Below are 18,526 nucleotides of genomic sequence, written 5' to 3' on the forward strand. Positions count from 1 at the left end.
TGTCAAGGACGGAAATCTTGACGCACGTTAATCCAGGTCAGGAGACCCATAGTGATTCAGCAAGAATCGCGTCTGCGCGTCGCCGACAACTCCGGTGCACGAGAGATCCTCGTCATCCGCGTTCTCGGCGGCTCCGTTCGACGTTTCGCTGGCATTGGTGACATTGTCGTCGCCACTGTCAAGGAAGCCATCCCGGGTGGCAACGTAAAGGAAGGCGATGTCGTCAAGGCCGTCATCGTCCGTGCCAAGAAGGAGACCCGTCGTCCGGACGGCTCCTACATCGCATTCGATGAAAACGCCGCAGTTATTCTCAAGGGTGACAACGAGCCGCGCGGTACCCGCATCTTCGGCCCGGTTGCTCGCGAACTTCGTGACAAGCGCTTCATGAAGATCGTTTCTCTCGCACCGGAGGTGATCTAATCTTATGAAGATTCATAAGGGCGATATGGTGATCGTTATTTCGGGCCCGGACAAGGGCGCGAAGGGCAAGGTCATCGAGGCATACCCGAAGCGCGACAAGGTCCTCGTTGAGGGCGTCAACCGCGTCAAGAAGCACGTTGCTAACTCCGCTACCGAGCGTGGCGCCGAGTCCGGCGGAATCGTTACCCAGGAAGCTCCGATCCACGTGTCCAACGTTGCGATCGTTGACTCCGAGGGCAACCCGACCCGCGTGGGCTACCGTTTCGACGAAAACGGCAAGAAGGTCCGCATCGCACGTAGCAACGGGAAGGACATCTAACATGAGCGAGAACTACACTCCGCGTCTGAAGACCCGCTACCGCGAGGAAATCAAGAAGGCTCTGAACGAAGAGTTCAAGTACGACAATGTGATGCAGATTCCGGGCGTCACCAAGGTCGTTGTCAACATGGGTGTGGGCGACGCTGCCCGCGACTCCAAGATGATCAACGGTGCTCTCGAGGACCTTACCGCTATCACCGGCCAGAAGCCGCAGGTACGCCGCGCTAAGAAGTCCATCGCTAACTTCAAGCTCCGTGAGGGCATGCCCATCGGTGCACGCGTTACCCTGCGCGGCGACCGTATGTGGGAGTTCCTGGACCGCCTGCTGACCATCGCGCTGCCGCGTATTCGCGACTTCCGCGGTCTCTCCGACCAGCAGTTCGACGGCCACGGCAACTACACCTTCGGCCTCACCGAGCAGACCATGTTCTACGAGATCGACATCGACAAGGTGGACCGCCCGCGTGGTATGGACATCACCGTCGTGACCTCCGCTACCAACGACGAGGAGGGCCGCAAGCTCCTGCGCGAGCTCGGCTTCCCGTTCAAGTAAATAGCGCTTGAATAATTCCCTCGGGACTCCGTGAAGGAGCTCCGGGGGAATTTTTGCGTCTGCGCCCTTTTTGGGGTGTCGTCTCCCCTGAGCAATGGGTATGTCTGACGTGGGGAGTAGACTACGAGCGTCTGAAAAGTCTGTGTTCCCCAGTGAGGTAAGTGATGTCCCTGAATGATGCTGCTGCGGCGGCCGTGACGAAGAAGGTCACGTTGCTCGATGAGTCCTTCGCCCGCTTCGCCGTGCGCTCCACCCTGGCGGGCGTCTATCTTGCCATCGGTACGGCTTTTGCTGCGGTGATGGGGATGGGCGTCGAGAAGCATGCGGAAGGACTAGGCTCGTTGGTCTTTGCCAGCCTCTTCGGCCTAGGCCTTTTTGCCATCGTTATCTTGGGTGCAGACTTGGCGACGGGCAACATGATGTTCATGATCTATGGCGCCGTGAACAAGCATGTGAGCTGGGGCAAGGGAATGTGGCTCTTGGTCGTCACCACCCTGTTTAACTTGGTGGGCGTCGTGCTCTTTGCCGCTGCCATGGGGGTGTCAGCGAAGCTGGGTGGTATTGACCCGAATCACCTCATTGCCACGCTGTCGATGGGCAAGCTGACCAAGAGCCCGGGCGGTATGTTCGTGGAGGCCATCCTGGCTAACTTCGTGGTCAACATGGCGATTGTGGGCGCGGTCTTTGCGAAGGACATTGTGTCCAAGTTCTTCGTCATCGTGCCGATCATTGCCTGCTTCGTGGGACTGGGCCTGGAGCACGTGATTGCAAACTTCTGCCTCATGCTGCTGGCCTTCTTCTGCGCCAGCCCGCTGCCGGAGGGCTTTACCCTCGGCGCGGTGCTGCTCAACTGGTCCATCGTGTGGGTCGGCAACCTTATCGGCGGCGGCTTCCTTATTGGTGGCGTGTACGCCTGGCTTAACTCCGGCCCGGAAGCGTACCGCGACTAGTCTTCTCACTGCCTCGGGCGAACTGCCCGGGGAGGAATTTCTGAATCGTAGAGGGCTCTTAGGGCCACGCAGCTCGTGGTTCGCGCAACGGTCTGGTTAGTCGACGGTTCATCCAGTCAATCTTCCGTGCTTCTTCGAGAGTCCCTCAGTAGACGATGACACGGGAAAGGTGCCGAGTCTCGGGGCTAAGAAGACTGACAGTGCCGCTATTCGTGGTGTGGAAATACGGGCAAGATCTCTCCCTTCTTAAGCGCAACGCTAAGCCCATCTAGCGCAGATTAACGACAAGTAAACAGCCAAGATGGCCTATAGATGAATCTTTTCTGTTGCGGCCAAAATTTCTATTACGCCAGGTCAGCCGGAAAATTCGGGCGCTACACTGTGATTCGTACGTACTGAAGTGTGCGGAGTCAGTGAGAAAATTCTTTTGGTTTGAGGAGAGGCTATGACGATCGTTGTGTTTGATATTGGCAAGGTGTTGGTGCCGGAGGGAGATAGGGTTCCGCGCCTGGTTAACTTCATTACCGAGTGCGGATTGTCAGTGGATACGGAGTCGTTAATGAACGCGTATTGGGCCCATCGCGATGCTTATGACTTGGGGATGTCAGACGAGGAGTATTGGCCGAAGGTCCTTCTCGATGCGGGGCTTTCCTCCGCTGAGATTGAGCACGTTGATTCTGCAGCATTGGGAGCCCTCGACGGGGAGCGTAACTCTGCGACTACCTCCGAGACTTCGGACTTCCTTGCGGAACTTCATGCCGCTGAGGTGCCAGTTGCACTTTTGAGCAATGCACCGCATTCGATGGCTAAGGCGGTAAGGACTTCTCCGTGGGCGCAGGAGATTGTGGCACAGGTGTTCTCGTCCGAGGTCGGGGTTGCCAAACCGAGTCAAGAGATTTTTCGTATAGCCGAAAAGGAAATTGAGAAATCCTTTGGCCCCCACAAGCGTGAAGATGTTGTGTTCTTTGATGATCGCCCCGTAAACATTGAAGGTGCCCAGGCGTTTGGCTGGCAAGGACAGCTGTGGGGAGGAGTGGTGCCTGCACGCACTGTTCTAGCTAATGTATTGACCTAGAGTTACCCCACCGAAAGGAATGCCCTGGCCTCACCAGAATGTGAAGCCAGGGCATTCTCTATTGTCTACCCCTCTCTCGGATTGAAGTAGAGCAAAGGCGGGAAGCTCTGCATATCGTTAAACAAGGAGAAAAAAGCAGGTTCGAGGTTGATAACGCCCATCTCCTGTAACCAGGAATTATAAAGTTCCTCGGCCTCAGAGAGTTCCTCCAGGTTTCCTTCTGCCTGGGTAAGGCGGTAACCCAAAGTGGAGTGTAGCTGGTAGTGCTCAAGGCTTGTCACGGGAATCTCGAGCACCTCTCCAACATCACAACGAAATCGTTCGATCTCTTGACGAACCGACTCATCAGCTGGCTTCAATTTGATGGTCAGGTGTTTGGCGAGTGGGTACATCTCTACAGCGTGCACCGCAAGAGCCTTGGGCCCTTCAATGTTGGCTTCAACGAGGCGTTGACGCATCCGGACAACCGAATCAGGAAAATCATCGGCATCGCTGAGCCAAGCTGGCCAAGCTTCTTTCTGATCGAGTAAAGCTTGATGCTTGAGACCATTGAGGAGGGTCATGTGGAAGCTGGATGGAATGGTGAAGCCGTAATCGTCTTCCCAACCTCTAGACTTAATATCGTCCTGAATTCTAATTTCAAGTTGTTGGAACTCAGAGCCTTCAGGAACATGTGCAACAAAGGTAGAACCAGGATGGCGACGAACATCGCCGCGTTCGGTGAACTTTTCCCAAGTATGGGGATTGGCAATCTTAGTCATTGAACTAGTACCTACTTACTTGCGCGTTTGTTGTAGGAGGCAATGGCAGAATCAGCCGTTTCTTGAGCAGTTTCGAATTCTGCCCTTGGGTCCTTGCCATTGGCGATGGCAGACATGGCTTGGCTATAGGACTTACGAGCGTCATTCAAGGCGCCGGTATGGCACCCAGCGGTAACAGTGTTGACTGGCGTAGAAGCATACTGCTCTAGCAGCGACTTTTGCTGGGGGCTTAGATCGGTCAGAGAATCCATGGCTGAAGTTGTAGTCGGTAGGTAGCCGGTTTCGTCAAAAATCTTCTTTTGAATCTCATCCGAGCCGACGAACTTCATGAATTCCCAAGCTGCGGTTTGTTCTTCTTTGGAAGTACCTTCTTGGATCACCCACAGAGAGTTTCCTCCAGGAACTGCGCCAGCGGCGTCTGTATCTCGTGGCAAGGCGTGAATGGACCAATCCCAATCGAGGTTTGCCTCGGCGACATTTCCGTAACCACCAGAGGAGTTCATCTGGATGGCAGCATTTTTACTAAGGAATGCGCCCGTGGCTGCAGAACCATCACTGCCCGCATCATGGATGGCGCCCTCTTTGTAGAGCTCACTGATCGTCGTCCACATATCGACAAGTTGCGGGTCGTCAATTTTGAACGTTGAAGCCTTTTCCGAGGTAGTGCCATTCTCTGGTGTACAAAACTCGTTGCCCAACATGGCTGCCATCTCTTCGACATACCAGCCTGAGTGATGGAAAGTTAAGCCAGATCGGCCAGTCTTGCCGTGCAGCTTTTCCACAGCTTCCATGAGCCCCTCAGTGGTGCTCAATGAGGATGGTTTGATACCAGCTTCTGCGAGGGCTTCGTCATTGACGTACAAGACTGGTTGAGACACCATTGCTGGCATCGAGTAAATCTTGTCTCCCATCTTGTAGTAGTTGGCGACGACGGGAACAAGATCATTGAAGTCATAGTCGCCATTTTCCTGTGCCAAGTCTTCAGCCGGGATAGCGAGTTCTGAGTCCATCATGAAGCGACTTTGAATGTCGCTAGCTTGCATGAGTGCTGGTAAGTGGCCAGTTTGGACCGAGGCTATGAACTTGGAAATCGAGTCTTCATATGCTCCCTGGTAAGAAGCATGAATTTCGTACTCGCCTTCGTGCTCCGAATTGAATTGGTCAACAATTGCTTGGAGCGTCTCGCCAGAGGCGCCTGAAGAAGAATGCCAGAAGTTCACCACAATTTCGCCGGCTTCATTTCTTGGCACTGAGTCAGAAGATGAGCCGCAGGCGGCAATTCCAAAAGCTGGGATACCCACGGCAGCGACAACAGACAACACCTTTGTGCGGGAAGAAAATGGCATTACTTGACAGCTCCTTCGGTGAGGCCGCGACTCAGGTACTTTTGGCCAAATACCACGAGGATGATTGTGGGCAAGGCTGCAATGAGAAGTCCAGCGAGCACAAGGCCAGTGTCAACGGCAGTTTCATCCGCCAAGGCTTTGATACCCGGCTGAATGGTGCGTACGGACGGGGATTGGGTGATAAGCAATGGCCACATATAGCCATTCCAGGCGGCAATTGCGCCGGTGACTAGCGCAGTCATGCATACCGAACGATTCAAAGGGAGAAGGAAAGTAAAGAGGAACCGAATCCTTCCAACACCTTCGAGCCTCGTTGCTTCATAGATTTCCTTGGGAAACTGCTTGAAAGCTTGATAGAACAAGAAGATTGTGAAGGATGACGCGACATAGGGAAGGAAAATTGCGATGACTGTGTCGTATAGGCCCATCTCACTCACGGTGAGATAGTTACCAATCACCGAGACCTCGGATGGAATCATCATGGGGATAAGAAAGAAACCGAGGATCTTCCCAGGCATGGGAATACGGCCGAAAGCCAAGGCAAAGGCCGCAAGAACCGATGTAATAAATTGGCCTCCGGTTTGGCAAACCGTGACAATCAGTGAGTTCACAAGCTGTTGACCAACTTGGGACTGCTCCCATGCTCGTGGATAGTTTGAACCGACGAAATCACCAAAGAACAGTGTTTGGATGCCGGCTTGAATATCTGCTGTGGAACGTATAGAGCCGACGAACGCGTAGACGACAGGAAATATGATAAAGATGCAGGCAATAAGTAACCAGACCCAAATGAGCGCAGTCATCAACGGTGAGCGCAGTTGAGAACTGGGGCTAGGAGTCGATTGGGAAGATTGGGAGCGCTTTTGTCGGCGGACCTGCTTCACTTTTTTGTGCGGGGTATCTGAGGCGTGAGACATCGCGTGCTCCTCCTTTCAAAAAATTCTTAAGACTGTTTCCGGTTTAGGCGAAACTGGACGAGCGTGAGGATGAGGATGATGACGAAAAGCACCATGCCGCGGGCGGAAGCTGCAGCAAAGTCTGCTGTACCGCCGCCGAATGCCAAGTCATAGATGTCAAGAACGAGGGTCCTAGTGGATGATGCTGGGCCGCCGTCAGTGAGAACGTTGAAGATTGTGAACTCCTTCATCGCCGCCATGGACTGAGTCACAGCCAGGAATAGGAGCATTGGGGCGATTCCTGGAATGATGATGTAACGCACGTACCTGATACCGGTGGCGCCGTCGAGATTCGCGGCTTCTACGACGTCATCCGAGATACCGTCGATAGCGACCATTAGCAGCAAGATGACAAAGGAAATGCCGATCCACAAGTCAACTGTGATTGTGGAAATTAGGGCTACTCGAGGACTGGTTAGCCAGCCTACGGTCCCAAACCCGAGCATCGTCGCTAACTGATCAAAGAAGCCGATGACGGGCGCGAACATATTTCGGAAAACGAGAGTGCCAATCGCCGTTGATACAGCCATAGGCACTAGCACTAAAGAACGCATCCAAAAAGTTCCCTTTAGCCGGTAGCTCAGGGGAAGCGCAATGGCCAAACCGATAGCGAGCTTGAGAACTACGGTGGTTACCGTGAACACCAAGGTTCGCACCAAAGTGGCACCGAAGGCTGGGTCGGTGAACATGTCAACGTAGTTCTCGAGACCAGCGAACCCTTTAGGGCGCCCAAAAAGGTCGGTCGAAACGAACGACAAATACAGCGCTCGGAAGAAAGGGTAAAACTCAAAGATTAGGAAAAGGACAAGGGTTGGAAACAACATTGCCCAGGAAAGCCAGTCAATCCCTGCTCCGCGGTGCTGCTGTTTGTCCTCTTTGACGGTTTCAGCGGTACGACGAGCTGAGGAAGCAGAGTTTGCGGTGATACTCATTAGTTGATCCGCTCCTTAGTATGGCCGCAAAAAAGGTGGAGCTTGTCGCGCTTGATGCGTACCGAAATGGGTGCGCCTTCGTCCAGCATCTCAGTGTTTGCAACGCGAACGAGAAGAGTTGCGGTGGATTCCTCGTCGCTGGTTTCAGAGGCTTTTGAAGAAGCCGCGACTGGTGAACCTTGCGGAACAGCATGTACATATTTGTCGGAACCAAAGTTCTCCACGTATTCAACAGTGCCCAAAATGTCGGCGTCTGCTGATTCGCATAACTCGAAGTCCTCTGGACGAATGCCAATGATGACCTCTCGGTCGTTTGGTTGAACTTTGAGTTCGGGTACAGGAAGATCGAACCCATTGGCTTTCAGCTCTGAACCGTCTTTGACTGCAGAAACTAGGTTCATCGATGGAGACCCGATGAATGTAGCCACAAAAACGTTCGCGGGGCGCAAGTACAAATCCTCCGGAGTTCCGACTTGCTGCATGTTTCCCCCTTCCAGAACTGCGATTCGATCAGCCATGGTCATGGCTTCAGTCTGGTCGTGAGTGACGTAGAGCATCGTCGTCCCGAGCTTTCGCTGTAGACGGCTGATTTGCGAGCGAGTACTTACGCGCAATTTGGCATCGAGGTTGGACAGCGGCTCGTCCATCAGGAATACCTGCGGATTGCGAACAATGGCACGTCCCATGGCAACGCGCTGGCGTTGGCCACCAGACAATGCTTTAGGTAGTCGGTCGAGGTAAGGCTCGAGTTCAAGTAGCTTCGCTGCCTCAGCTACACGTTCAGCGCGGCTCGCCTTGTCAACCTTCTGCATCTTGAGCGCAAACTCCATATTCTCACCGACCGTCATATGCGGATACAGGGCGTAAGACTGGAAGACCATAGCGACATCGCGCTTAGAAGGTGGGAGCTGAGAGGCACGCTGATTACCAATGAAAATTTCACCACCTGTGACAGCTTCGAGACCTGCAACCATTCGAAGGGTCGTGGACTTACCGGAGCCGGATGGTCCAACGACCGCTAGAAACTCGCCGTCATTGACTGTGAGATCGAGGTTATTGATGGTGGGTGTTTCATTGCCGGGATAGAGCAGCGTAGCCGCGTCAAAAACTATGTCGGACATCGAGATAACTTTCTGAACTAAAAGTGAACGAGAGTTGATGCTTTGACCTGCCAAGCGCGGCATCCGTGACAGAATGCGGTGCGTCGCCGCCCTTGGGAAGCGAAAACACTGTCCCAGCTGTAAGTAAACGGGGTCACTCGGGTGCGTAAACAACAAACGAAGCGCGCCACGTCTTCTCTGGTCTGCATGTGTGCAGGTAGAAGCGCGTCGTCTCGCTGTTTCAATTTGTGGCAACCCCCTGAGCTTGACTTTTGCTCTTTTTGTTGGTTGAAGGCCAAGTGGACAAGGTTGCGTTGAGGTGAACGATCGGGATTTTGTTTACCCAACACTCTGCGATGAGGCTACGTTTCCCTTGGAGGAGGGGGGAAGTTTCCCCACTTGGGCAAAATGGCTTTTCTCACTTTGGAGTTATTGGGGTTGGAGTTTCTTCAAATGACCCTCATGCGGGGGTGCCTGAGTAAGAGGGGGCTTGTTGATGCGGCAGATGCCCAGTCCCAATGAATGGCTGCGCAATTGGTGAAAAGTAGAGCGGTAAAGGGCAGTGGTGGGTACTGTGCAAGAAGGGAGACAAAACGCGGCACTCTTCTAGGTCTGTCTTATGCTGCGAAGGAAGGGCTCTCCATGGGTGACTGTATTTCTAATGGGGCAGAGGGTCGACAGCCGACGCTCGGAGACATCGCGGCGCGAGCCGGCGTCTCTCGCAGCTCAGTCTCACGCGTTTTTCGGGGACAGAAGAAAGTGTCTGATGAAAACAGACGGAGGATTCTCGAGGCTGCGCATGAACTTGGCTACGTTCCGAACGTGATTGCTCGGAAACTATCGGCTCTTAACGGGCGAACACTTGGTGCATTGGTTCGGGACCCTGCTAATCCTGCTTACGGTTTGCTTCTCCAGGAGCTGCAGGTTGCCGCTCATCGCCACGGATATGATTTAGTTACCATGTCGGTTGCGCCAGGTAAGTGTGATGACCGTCAGCTAGACAGCTTGTCTCATCTCCTTGGGTTGGGAGTAGCGGGACTAATTGTCTCCACTGGAGATTTAGCGAGTGAGCTCTTGCTGCCTTTCGCAGAACGCGTACCAATCATTCGGGCAGGTCGACCGGAGCCCGATGCGTTAATTCCCGCTGTCTCTTTCGATGCAGAACACGCAGGCAAGGTTCTTGCTGAAGCTGTTGTTAAAGCCGGCCACACGAAGATTGCAGTGGTGCGTACGTGTCCTGAAGTTTCGTTTCCGGAGTACACCCGAGCTCAGGCAACAATCGCAGAAATACGTAAACAAGGGTTGGAGCCCTTTATTGTTGACGTGAAGTTCGATAGCGGGGAAGCGTATGTGGTACCTCTCATTAAGAGTGGAGCCATCACGGCTGTCATGTGCCCAACAGATTTGCGCCAGCTCCATTACTTGCGTGTTTGCCAGGATGAGGGAATATCCGTTCCCAGCCAAGTGAGTGTCACTGGCTGTGATGGGGCGTTGCCAGGCTTCGACATTATGGGTTTGACGACTTATTCCTGGCCTGTGCGAAAACTGGCCGAGGCAGCGATTTCTTCGATTCTTGAATTGATCGATTCATATGGAGATGTCGAGAAACAGACCCCGTGGATCCAAAGAAAGTATCAAGGGAATTTTGTCCCTGGGCGTACTCTTGCGCCACCAAACGAAAATTAGGTCCAGGGCTCGCGCGGTCGTGGTTGAGTTTCAAGCCGAGTATTTGCTGAAGGAATTAATGGCAGCGCTGCGAGGATGATGCTTCCAGCGTTCGGAGAAACTGAGACCGCCCGGCCAGCTGGAGCGATTGAGATCTGGACAAGGTGCGCTTCTCTAAGAATCTTTACGTGACGGCTGAGTACTGATTCCGTGACCTGCAGGTAACAGGCAAGGCGCTTTTGCTGTTGTGGACCAGCAATGAAAAGAGTGTGGAGAATTGTCCATCGAACTGGATTTGCTATTGCTGCGATGACTTTGACGGTAGCGCTGTGCTTTGCATAGCAGTTTATTGGTCGAGACAACATCGGTATCCAGCCTCTTTTCAATGTACATAGTGTCATCTAAGAAATCTGAGCCTCGTCGGTATTGCGATGAGTGTCAAGCCTGTGATTCTGTGCCTCTTGAATTGTGTGGAAACCTGGCCTGATTGTGGAAGGATCACTGACTATCCGAAGGGCCATTTAGGTGCACGTTTGAGCTGCGTGTGGTGGATTAGCGCACTTCCGAACTTTAAGAAAACTGCAAGAGAGATTTGAGTCATAGGAACGGTGAAATCAGAAATTTACCTTCATTTGTAATGGGGAAATACCTCATTGGGGTTCCACACAATCAATGTTGGTGCCCAACCGTAAAGGAGTATTGATGAGACGGTTACAATTTCTGATAGCCATCCTGACCATGCTTTTGGCGTCATTCTCACCTCAGGCTAACGCTCAAACAACTGTGAATGGAGCGCTGGTAAAATCCCGATGCCCGAATTGGCAGACGCAGGTAGAGCAAATTCGGTCGGAAAAGACTAATTCAAAGGTCATCACCGCGCGACATCGTGGAGCGTTTGACAAGCAACTCCCAGAAAACAGTTTGGGGGCGTTCCTTCAAGCATTTGATCAGTGTCGTCCGGTCATCGAAACAGATGTCCGAATGACGGCGGATGGCGTCCCCGTGATTTTTCATGATACGAACATCGGAAAAATGCTGCGCAAGGATTATGACCCAGAATCTAATGAGGGGCCAAACGAAAGACTAAATTCCTTGAAGTTTGGAGAACTGAAGAGTCTTCGATTGGTGAGGCCCGATCGTACTGAAACGTCATTCGAGGTTCCTTCGGTAGAGGAGCTAGTTGATTTCACTCTTCAACATGAGGGGTAGTCAGTTATTCAGCTAGAAATTAAGGAGAAGTCGGCCTTCTTGGCGACGTTGAAAGTTCTAGACGAAAAAGAACGAGAGTATGCGGGGCGGGGAGTTCTCGAGCGCTTCATGGTGAAATTTTCCATGAATGAGGCTCCCACTCCACAGCATTTTGAAAACTTGCTTCGCCAATCAGGCATTGAAAACCGCTTCACGTTGATGCCAAAGATCAATCCTGGCATTGCGATGGCCTTGAATAGCGGGGAGCAATTGGATGATCCACCGCAGCTAGAGCTCGGCAGCAATGCATCACGAGCAGTCGGCTGGTGGTCGGCCGCTTCTCGGACACAGGTGCCTATTGTCGAGGTTAATCTCAAGGATGCAAGCGAGTTTCTTCGCACGGAACGTGAGGTTGGAAGTCGTTTCGGAGCCTTTGAGCGTCCCGTGAACGTGGCTTTGGATAACGTCAAGAAAGGCACGGTTGGAGAATATGTAGCTGTGGTCCACTTCTTTGGGAAGAAGTTAGGGGCTTTCGTTCCGGTACCGGATTTTGTGATGTTTACTCCAGGGCCGGCGGCTGGGTATACGGTGCCGAATACATTTGGGGATAAGAAGCCTATACCGGCAACGGATGCATTCTTCAATAACGACTCGAGCTGCTGTTATCGCCTCACAGATCGACGTCAAGCCACGCCGATTGCGGAGGAAAAACACGACTGGCGCGAAAATCTTGACTTTCTGCGTGCGGTTGGAGCAAACTTCTTGACGGCTGACGATACCGATTCGATCGACCTTTATGCATTCGAACAGGGGTACTTGAATCTAGTGAGCCGACCTGCCCCGGTCGCGCCGCCTAAAGACATGAATTCTAGCTTGTACTACAAAGTCAAGGATAGAGCGGTCCCCGACCGTGCCATAGTTCGGATTGAAGGGTGGGATGGACGGCAAGCAGCAGCGTGGGGCGGGAAAGTGTGTTTATGGACGAGCCCGAACAACTCACTGTGGACAGTGAAATGTGACTACAAAGACGAGCCGTATAGTAACCGCTTGCAGATTGAAACTGTAGGCGATAGCTACATGCGAATTAGAGACCCGAAGTCGTTACAGTGCGTCTATTCCACGCCTAACGTCGACGATCGGATTGCATGGTCGGCGGACTGTAACTCTGATCGTGCACTCTGGCGCCGAACCAACAAGCACAGATTTGTTGATGTTGATGGTCGAGAAATCAATTTCCAATGGGATGATCGATACAGTTACGGAAACCCTTTTGCGTACAACTATCTGAGCCGTGGCGACACAAGTACCTGGTCACAATGGAAATTGGTTCCTCAATAGGAGCTCTTTCTCTTTTCATCGCAGCCCAGTTCCATCGTCGCGACGATCCCCGCAGTAAGCGAAGCTATCGTGCGGTCAAGCTTCCGGAATAAAGGTTAAAGCGGTCCCCGCGGGCAAAGCCCACGAGCGCCATTCCGGTCTCCCGGGCGGTTTCCACGGCTAGGGAGGAGGCGGCGGAGACCGCGACGAGCATGCCAAAGCCGGCCATTGCGGCCTTGTTGACCAGCTCGAAGCTCGCGCGCGAGCTCATGACGAGAATGAGGTCGCTGGCCGGCAGCAAGCCTTCCATGAGTAGGTGGCCAATGACCTTATCCGCCGCGTTGTGCCTTCCGACGTCCTCGCGCACCACGACGGGCTTGCCGTCAAGTGTGAAGGCACCTGCGGCGTGAATGCCGCCGGTCTTGCGGAACTGTTTCTGCTCCCGCTTGAGGGCCTCGGGCAGCGTGGCGACGACCCTCGGATCCACCGGCACCCGGGGAATCTCGTAGCGGCTTTGCTTCATGAGCGCCTCGATGGACGAGGTGCCGCACACGCCGCAGGCAGACGTAGTAGTCGTCAACCGCAGATCGGCAAGCGAGATCGCGTGGGGGTTAGCCAGCTCCACATCGAGCAGATTATAGGGGTTGCGCCCATCCACCGAGGCGCCAGCGCAGTAGCGCGCCTCCCGGACATCACTGACCTTCTCGATGTGTCCTTCGGAATGAAGGAAACCATGCGCCAGCTCGACGTCGTGTCCCGGCGTGCGCATCGTCGTCGTCAGCGTCTGTCCGCCCACGCGGATCTCCAGCGGCTCTTCGCCGGCGACGGTATCGCCGCGGGTATCTACCTGGGTGACCTGCCCGTTCTCATCGAGGCGCACCTTGGTTACGGCAAAGGTGGCGTTGATGCGCCCGCTCATCGGTTAAGGGCCTCCTTCAATGTGGCGATGTGAGCGCGGGCCTCCTCTGTGTCCTTAGACGCTAGGCCCACCAGGTAGGCCGTTAGGGGAGCGGCCGGCCGGGACTGGGTGTGGGCAACATCCTTGGTCAGATCCAGCAACTCCGTGACGAGGGCGGTGGCGTCGGTCGGGGGGACGTCGAGAAGCTCGGCGGCCTCCTGGAGCCACTGGTGGGCGGTGCGGATGGGGTCTGGTGTTTCACTCATGACTTCTCATGCTAACGCGTTTTGGAAAACAGCATGTCAGCGGGTAGAGTAAGCCGACGGACTTGCATTTTCCCACTCCTGCGCCGCGAAAACAGCGCAGGAGGTGCGGAAACGTGCCAAGCCGGAAGAATTGAACATATCTACTTTGTTGTAGGCCCCTCGCCGTAGATAGCGGACCGTTGTCTGTATCAAAGGGTGGCGAGCGCCTCGCGGTATTGACCGCGGGGAGCGTGAGTAGCCCGAAATCACACGGAAAACGCTTTGGTGAGCTTTTACGGGAACCGCAACGAGAAAGGTTACAGGTCACTCATATGACTATGACTGATCCTATTGCCGACATGCTGTCGCGCGTGCGCAATGCATCTAATGCGCACCACGACGTCGTGTCGATGCCGACCTCCAAGATCAAGGCCAACATCGCTGAGATCTTGAAGCAGGAAGGCTACATCGCTGACTACTCCGTCGAGGGCCACGAGCTGACCCTCGAGCTTAAGTACAACAACCGTGAGCGTTCCCTCTCGGGTCTGCGTCGCGTGTCTAAGCCGGGTCTGCGTGTGTACGCAAAGTCCACCGAACTGCCGCAGGTTCTGGGCGGCCTGGGCGTGGCCATCATTTCCACGTCTCAGGGTCTGCTTACCGACCGTCAGGCTCAGGAGAAGGGTGTAGGCGGAGAAGTTCTCGCCTACGTCTGGTAAGGGAGGATTGACACATGTCTCGTATCGGTCTAGCACCTATCGCCGTCCCGAAGGGCGTCGAGATCACCATCAACGGCCAGGTTGTCAACGTTAAGGGTTCCAAGGGCACCCTCGAGGTTGAGCTGCCGGAGCCGATCACCGCAGCCGTCGAGGACGATGAGATCAAGGTCTCCCGTCCGGATGACGACCGCAAGAACCGCGCCCTGCACGGTCTATCCCGCTCCCTGGTCAACAACGCCGTTGTTGGCGTGACCGAGGGCTACACCAAGAAGATGGAAATCTTCGGTGTCGGTTACCGTGTCCAGCAGAAGGGCAAGGACCTGGAGTTTTCTCTGGGCTACTCCCACCCGATCCTCATCGAGGCTCCGGAGGGCATCACCTTCGCTGTGGATGGCGCAACCAAGCTCTCCGTATCTGGTATTGACAAGCAACTGGTTGGACAGGTCGCCGCGTACATCCGCCGCCTGCGTAAGGACGATCCTTACAAGGGCAAGGGTATTCGCTACGACGGCGAGCAGGTCCGCCGCAAGGTCGGAAAGACGGGTAAGTAAGCAATGGCTAACACTGAAAACGCAAAGCGCACCCCGGTTGGCAAGGACATTTCCTCGCGTCGTCGTGAAGCACGCGCGCGCCGCCACTTCCGCATCCGTAAGACCCTTCGCGGCACCCCTGAGGCACCGCGTCTGGTCGTTCACCGCTCCTCCCGCCACATGCACGTCCAGGTCATCGACGACCTGGCCGGCCACACCCTGGCTGCCGCTTCCTCCATGGAAGCCGACGTGCGTGCACTCGAGGGCGATAAGAAGGCCAAGGCTGCCAAGGTAGGCCAGCTCATCGCTGAGCGCGCCAAGGCTGCTGGCATCGAGCAGGTCGTCTTCGACCGTGCAGGCTACAAGTACCACGGCCGCGTTGCTGCGCTGGCCGACGCCGCTCGCGAAGGTGGTCTGCAGTTCTAATGATTAAGGCATACGGAAACATCAACGGAAGGAACGCCTAATGTCGGACCGTGAACAGCGTGACGGCGGACGCTCCGCCGAGAACAACAACGACCGCAAGGGTCGCAACAACGGCCGTCGTAACGACCGCCGCAACCAGCAGGACAACGAGCGCGATAAGTACATCGAGCGCGTTGTGACCATCAACCGCGTCGCTAAGACCGTTAAGGGTGGCCGCAACATGTCCTTCACCGCTCTCGTCGTCGTTGGCGACGGCCAGGGCATGGTGGGCGTCGGCTACGGCAAGGCCAAGGAAGTCCCGGCCGCAATCCAGAAGGGTGCAGAAGAGGCTCGCAAGAACTTCTTCCGCGTCCCGATGATTGCTGGCACCATTACCCACCCGGTTGAGGGTCGCGACGCAGCTGGCATCGTCATGATGAAGCCGGCCGCTCCGGGTACCGGTGTCATCGCCGGCGGTGCTGCTCGTCCGGTGCTTGAGTGCGCTGGCGTGCAGGACATTCTGTCGAAGTCCCTGGGCTCCGACAACGCTCTCAACGTCGTCCGCGCTACCGTGGACGGCCTCAAGCAGCTGGTTCGTCCGGAGGAAGTTGCCGCACGTCGTGGCAAGTCCCTCGAGGAGGTCGCACCGGCCCAGATGCTGCGCAAGCGCGCAGGTCAGGAGGCATAAGCAATGGCTCTGAAGATTACTCAGGTAAAGGGCCTTGTGGGCACCAAGCCGAACCACCGCGCAAACATGGAGTCGCTTGGTCTCAAGCGCATCGGTCACTCTGTAGTTAAGCAGGACACCCCGATTATCCGCGGTATGGTTCACAAGGTGCGTCACCTGGTCACCGTCGAAGAAGTGGCAGGGGAGTAAACCATGGCTGATATCATCAAGCTCCACGACCTGCGCCCGGCCGCAGGATCCAACAAGCCCAAGACCCGCGTCGGCCGCGGTGAGGCATCCAAGGGTAAGACCGCTGGTCGCGGTACCAAGGGCACCGGAGCTCGTAAGCAGGTACCAGCTGCTTTCGAGGGTGGCCAGATGCCGATCCACATGCGTCTGCCGAAGCTCAAGGGCTTCAAGAACCCGAACCACGTTGAGTACCAGGTAGTCAACGTTGCAGACCTCGCAGAGGCTTTCGCTAACGGTGGCGACGTCACCGTTGCGGACATCGTCGCTGCTGGCCTGGTTCGCAAGAACCAGCCGGTCAAGGTTCTGGGCAACGGCGACATCAACGTTAAGTTGAACGTCACCGCTGACAAGTTCTCCAAGTCTGCTGTCGAGAAGATCGAGGCTGCTGGCGGCACCGCCACCGCAACCAAGTAATTCTCTTACAGGCTCTGTGAGAGCCACTGCCCTCCCGGGCGCCACCTTTCGGTGGCCTTCGGGAGGGCTTCTGGCGTTTTTGGTCCTGGCCTAGGACACAAAGGGTATTAGTACCATTTGAAAGGCACCTTATGGCTTCAGTGTTATGCGATGACCTGGGGATTTACCCAGCGAGCCCCGCAAAAGGCATTAGTACCTTTTGAGGGGAACCTTATGGTCCAGATGTTATGCGATGACCAGGGCTTTGGCTGCGGGAGGCCCGCAAAAGGCATCTCTCAAAAGGTATTAATGCCTTTTGAGAGGAACCTTATGGTGAGAAATTTATGCGGGGCCGTTAGGCGTCGTTGACCGTCTTCTCGTAGAGGCCCGGGAAGCGATCATCAGGGTCGGTCACGGCCTTGATGCGCTCTGGCAGGTCGCCGCCATAGAGCTCCGCGAACTGCTCAGGGGAGTAGAAGGCCTCTGAGTACAGGGATTTATGTCCGCCGAGTTCGCTGACCTTGGCCTCGATGACGCGGTTGAAGGCGCCATTGCCAGGGGCCGAGGGATCGACGTGATTGCCCTCCACGCCGGACCAAAAACCGACGTTGATCCAGGTCTGTCCTGGGCGCAGGGGGTAGAGCGGCCACGGGGCCGGGGAATCAGCGGCAAGCGAGCCGGTGCCGATGAGGTCCTCGACGCCCTCGCGCAGCCGAATCGGACAGAGCCACACCGGTTGGATGTCGGAGGCTTGGAAGAACCAATCCAAGAATTTCGGCAGATTGTCCGGTGTGACTTCGATGTCCTGGACCACGCGCTCGCCGCGGGGCAGACCCTTCGGCTTCTTGATGAAGTTGTACTCCAGCTCGTACTTGCGGTCTAAGCGCACGAGCTTCCAGTAGAAGGAACTGCGGCGCAGCTGTCGCGGCCACACCTCGCGCACGCGCGGATTCTGCGCGCCGAACGCGCGGGAGCACCAGAACCAATCCGTATCCCAGCGCCAGATATAGTCGCGCACCGTGAGGCGGTCGCGGCGGATCCCGCTCTGGTGCTGGAGGCTGCGATAAAAGATTTTCTCCCGCGTGTAATCCGAGGTTGGCCCTTCCTCATCCGTAAAACGGGTCATGACGAGGTATGACTCCTCCGGTGAGAAGACCACGCCATCGAGACCGTGGACCTCGACGTCGTCGTAGGTGCGGGTGAGGGAGACGTCGTCAAGCGCGTGCGTGAGTGAGTTGAAGTCGTTGAAGCGCACCTGACGCAGCTCCACGTAGGGCTTGACCGCGCGCAGCTCAATCTTGAGGCGCACCGCATAGCCTAGAGAGCCGTAGGAGTTGGGGAAGAGGCGGAAGAGATCGACGTTCTCCTCGCGCGAGCACGTCACAATATCCCCGGTGCCGGTCAGGATATCCATCTCCAGGACGGATTCGTGGGGAAGGCCGTCGCGGAAGCTCGTGGACTCGACTCCCATGCCCGTCACCGCACCGCCGAGCGTAATGGTCTTGAGCTGCGGCACCACGAAGGGCATGAGCCCGTGCGGCAAGGTGGCGTCGACAAGGTCCTCGTAGGTGCACATGCCCTGGACCTCGGCGGTCTGCACAATCGGATCGACCTCAATGACCCCACCCAGGCCGGACACATCGAGGCCCGCCTGCTGCTCGCTGCGCCCGCGGAAGAGGTTCGAGGTCTTCTTCGCCAAACGTACGCGCTTATCCTTCGGCACCGCGTGGAAGCTACGCAGGAGCTTGTCGACGCCCTCCTCATGCGCCTTCCAGCCCACCGGCGGGACTTCGATTGCGTCGACGCTGCGATGATTGCGGATGAGATCGATCAACATAGAA

Annotated in this window: 23 protein-coding genes; 14 read left to right on the plus strand and 9 right to left on the minus strand. The window is 55.5% G+C overall.

Features of this window, described 5'->3' with window-relative positions; all coding sequences use genetic code 11:
• The first annotated feature begins 51 nt into the window (after window positions 1-51).
• From rplN to HMPREF2806_RS08870, 5 genes are all read left to right on the plus strand, one after another.
• Entirely contained in the window at window positions 52-420 is a 369-nt protein-coding gene (rplN, locus tag HMPREF2806_RS08850) for a 50S ribosomal protein L14 (protein WP_046648472.1), read from the plus strand.
• A gap of 4 nt (window positions 421-424) precedes the next feature.
• Window positions 425-739, plus strand: coding sequence for a 50S ribosomal protein L24 (rplX, locus tag HMPREF2806_RS08855; protein ID WP_005527724.1), 315 nt, complete (start codon window positions 425-427; stop codon window positions 737-739).
• A gap of 1 nt (window position 740) precedes the next feature.
• Window positions 741-1,292, plus strand: coding sequence for a 50S ribosomal protein L5 (rplE, locus tag HMPREF2806_RS08860; RefSeq protein ID WP_046648471.1), 552 nt, complete (start codon window positions 741-743; stop codon window positions 1,290-1,292).
• A gap of 164 nt (window positions 1,293-1,456) precedes the next feature.
• The gene (locus tag HMPREF2806_RS08865; protein ID WP_070517404.1) at window positions 1,457-2,242 is read left to right on the plus strand and encodes a formate/nitrite transporter family protein; all 786 of its coding nucleotides are present in this window, start codon (window positions 1,457-1,459) and stop codon (window positions 2,240-2,242) included.
• 445 nt (window positions 2,243-2,687) lie between these two features.
• A complete protein-coding gene (locus HMPREF2806_RS08870) occupies window positions 2,688-3,317 on the plus strand; it encodes an HAD family hydrolase (RefSeq protein ID WP_049157344.1) in 630 nt (209 codons plus the stop codon).
• Between the two features lie 65 nt (window positions 3,318-3,382).
• Here the strand turns inward: HMPREF2806_RS08870 and HMPREF2806_RS08875 are convergent, their stop codons facing one another.
• From HMPREF2806_RS08875 to HMPREF2806_RS08895, 5 genes are read right to left on the minus strand one after another with little or no spacing between them, the layout of a single operon-like run.
• Window positions 3,383-4,078, minus strand: a complete 696-nt coding sequence (locus HMPREF2806_RS08875) for a DUF1868 domain-containing protein (protein ID WP_049157342.1) — start codon at window positions 4,076-4,078, stop codon at window positions 3,383-3,385.
• Between the two features lie 11 nt (window positions 4,079-4,089).
• The gene (locus HMPREF2806_RS08880; RefSeq protein ID WP_070517407.1) at window positions 4,090-5,424 is read right to left on the minus strand and encodes an extracellular solute-binding protein; all 1,335 of its coding nucleotides are present in this window, start codon (window positions 5,422-5,424) and stop codon (window positions 4,090-4,092) included.
• Window positions 5,424-6,341, minus strand: coding sequence for a carbohydrate ABC transporter permease (locus HMPREF2806_RS08885; protein ID WP_080975136.1), 918 nt, complete (start codon window positions 6,339-6,341; stop codon window positions 5,424-5,426). Before HMPREF2806_RS08885 ends, HMPREF2806_RS08880 begins: the two co-directional genes overlap by 1 nt.
• A gap of 26 nt (window positions 6,342-6,367) precedes the next feature.
• A complete protein-coding gene (locus HMPREF2806_RS08890; RefSeq protein ID WP_065422051.1) occupies window positions 6,368-7,312 on the minus strand; it encodes a carbohydrate ABC transporter permease in 945 nt (314 codons plus the stop codon).
• Complete coding sequence (locus HMPREF2806_RS08895; RefSeq protein WP_049157338.1) at window positions 7,312-8,433, minus strand: ABC transporter ATP-binding protein; 1,122 nt, start codon at window positions 8,431-8,433, stop codon at window positions 7,312-7,314. The genes HMPREF2806_RS08890 and HMPREF2806_RS08895 overlap by 1 nt, the downstream gene beginning before the upstream one ends.
• A gap of 621 nt (window positions 8,434-9,054) precedes the next feature.
• Here HMPREF2806_RS08895 and HMPREF2806_RS08900 point away from each other — a divergent pair.
• A complete protein-coding gene (locus tag HMPREF2806_RS08900; protein ID WP_049157337.1) occupies window positions 9,055-10,098 on the plus strand; it encodes a LacI family DNA-binding transcriptional regulator in 1,044 nt (347 codons plus the stop codon).
• Here HMPREF2806_RS08900 and HMPREF2806_RS14055 read toward each other — a convergent pair.
• Window positions 10,095-10,478, minus strand: coding sequence for an ArsR family transcriptional regulator (locus HMPREF2806_RS14055; protein WP_083306536.1), 384 nt, complete (start codon window positions 10,476-10,478; stop codon window positions 10,095-10,097). The genes HMPREF2806_RS08900 and HMPREF2806_RS14055 overlap by 4 nt on opposite strands.
• A gap of 301 nt (window positions 10,479-10,779) precedes the next feature.
• Between HMPREF2806_RS14055 and HMPREF2806_RS08905 the strand changes: the two genes are divergently transcribed.
• The gene (locus HMPREF2806_RS08905) at window positions 10,780-11,286 is read left to right on the plus strand and encodes a glycerophosphodiester phosphodiesterase family protein (RefSeq protein WP_070517409.1); all 507 of its coding nucleotides are present in this window, start codon (window positions 10,780-10,782) and stop codon (window positions 11,284-11,286) included.
• Window positions 11,287-11,325: 39 nt separating this feature from the next.
• Complete coding sequence (locus HMPREF2806_RS08910; RefSeq protein WP_070517410.1) at window positions 11,326-12,603, plus strand: hypothetical protein; 1,278 nt, start codon at window positions 11,326-11,328, stop codon at window positions 12,601-12,603.
• A 64-nt stretch (window positions 12,604-12,667) separates the two neighbouring features.
• Here the strand turns inward: HMPREF2806_RS08910 and fdhD are convergent, their stop codons facing one another.
• Complete coding sequence (fdhD, locus tag HMPREF2806_RS08915; protein WP_070517411.1) at window positions 12,668-13,501, minus strand: formate dehydrogenase accessory sulfurtransferase FdhD; 834 nt, start codon at window positions 13,499-13,501, stop codon at window positions 12,668-12,670.
• Window positions 13,498-13,746, minus strand: coding sequence for a DUF6457 domain-containing protein (locus HMPREF2806_RS08920; RefSeq protein WP_070517412.1), 249 nt, complete (start codon window positions 13,744-13,746; stop codon window positions 13,498-13,500). The genes fdhD and HMPREF2806_RS08920 overlap by 4 nt, the downstream gene beginning before the upstream one ends.
• Before the next feature lie 311 nt (window positions 13,747-14,057).
• On the opposite strand from HMPREF2806_RS08920, the gene rpsH reads away from it, so the two are divergent.
• From rpsH to rplO, 6 genes are read left to right on the plus strand one after another with little or no spacing between them, the layout of a single operon-like run.
• Entirely contained in the window at window positions 14,058-14,441 is a 384-nt protein-coding gene (gene rpsH, locus HMPREF2806_RS08925) for a 30S ribosomal protein S8 (RefSeq protein WP_049157329.1), read from the plus strand.
• Between the two features lie 14 nt (window positions 14,442-14,455).
• On the plus strand, window positions 14,456-14,992 hold the full coding sequence (gene rplF / locus HMPREF2806_RS08930; RefSeq protein ID WP_049157327.1) for a 50S ribosomal protein L6: 537 nt from the start codon (window positions 14,456-14,458) through the stop codon (window positions 14,990-14,992).
• A gap of 3 nt (window positions 14,993-14,995) precedes the next feature.
• The gene (rplR, locus tag HMPREF2806_RS08935; protein ID WP_046648465.1) at window positions 14,996-15,397 is read left to right on the plus strand and encodes a 50S ribosomal protein L18; all 402 of its coding nucleotides are present in this window, start codon (window positions 14,996-14,998) and stop codon (window positions 15,395-15,397) included.
• Between the two features lie 40 nt (window positions 15,398-15,437).
• Window positions 15,438-16,064 (plus strand): 30S ribosomal protein S5, encoded by a 627-nt coding sequence (gene rpsE, locus HMPREF2806_RS08940; RefSeq protein ID WP_070517413.1) that lies wholly within the window; start codon window positions 15,438-15,440, stop codon window positions 16,062-16,064.
• 3 nt (window positions 16,065-16,067) lie between these two features.
• Window positions 16,068-16,253 (plus strand): 50S ribosomal protein L30, encoded by a 186-nt coding sequence (rpmD, locus tag HMPREF2806_RS08945; RefSeq protein ID WP_010189565.1) that lies wholly within the window; start codon window positions 16,068-16,070, stop codon window positions 16,251-16,253.
• 3 nt (window positions 16,254-16,256) lie between these two features.
• Window positions 16,257-16,706: a 50S ribosomal protein L15 gene (rplO, locus tag HMPREF2806_RS08950; protein WP_049157326.1), complete on the plus strand. Its 450-nt coding sequence runs from the start codon at window positions 16,257-16,259 to the stop codon at window positions 16,704-16,706.
• A 334-nt stretch (window positions 16,707-17,040) separates the two neighbouring features.
• On the opposite strand, the gene HMPREF2806_RS08955 is transcribed toward rplO, so the two are convergent.
• Complete coding sequence (locus HMPREF2806_RS08955) at window positions 17,041-18,522, minus strand: FAD-binding oxidoreductase (RefSeq protein WP_046648462.1); 1,482 nt, start codon at window positions 18,520-18,522, stop codon at window positions 17,041-17,043.
• Window positions 18,523-18,526 lie beyond the last annotated feature (4 nt).

It is taken from the genome of Corynebacterium sp. HMSC076G08 (assembly GCF_001811515.1).
GTDB lineage: Bacteria > Actinomycetota > Actinomycetes > Mycobacteriales > Mycobacteriaceae > Corynebacterium > Corynebacterium hiratae.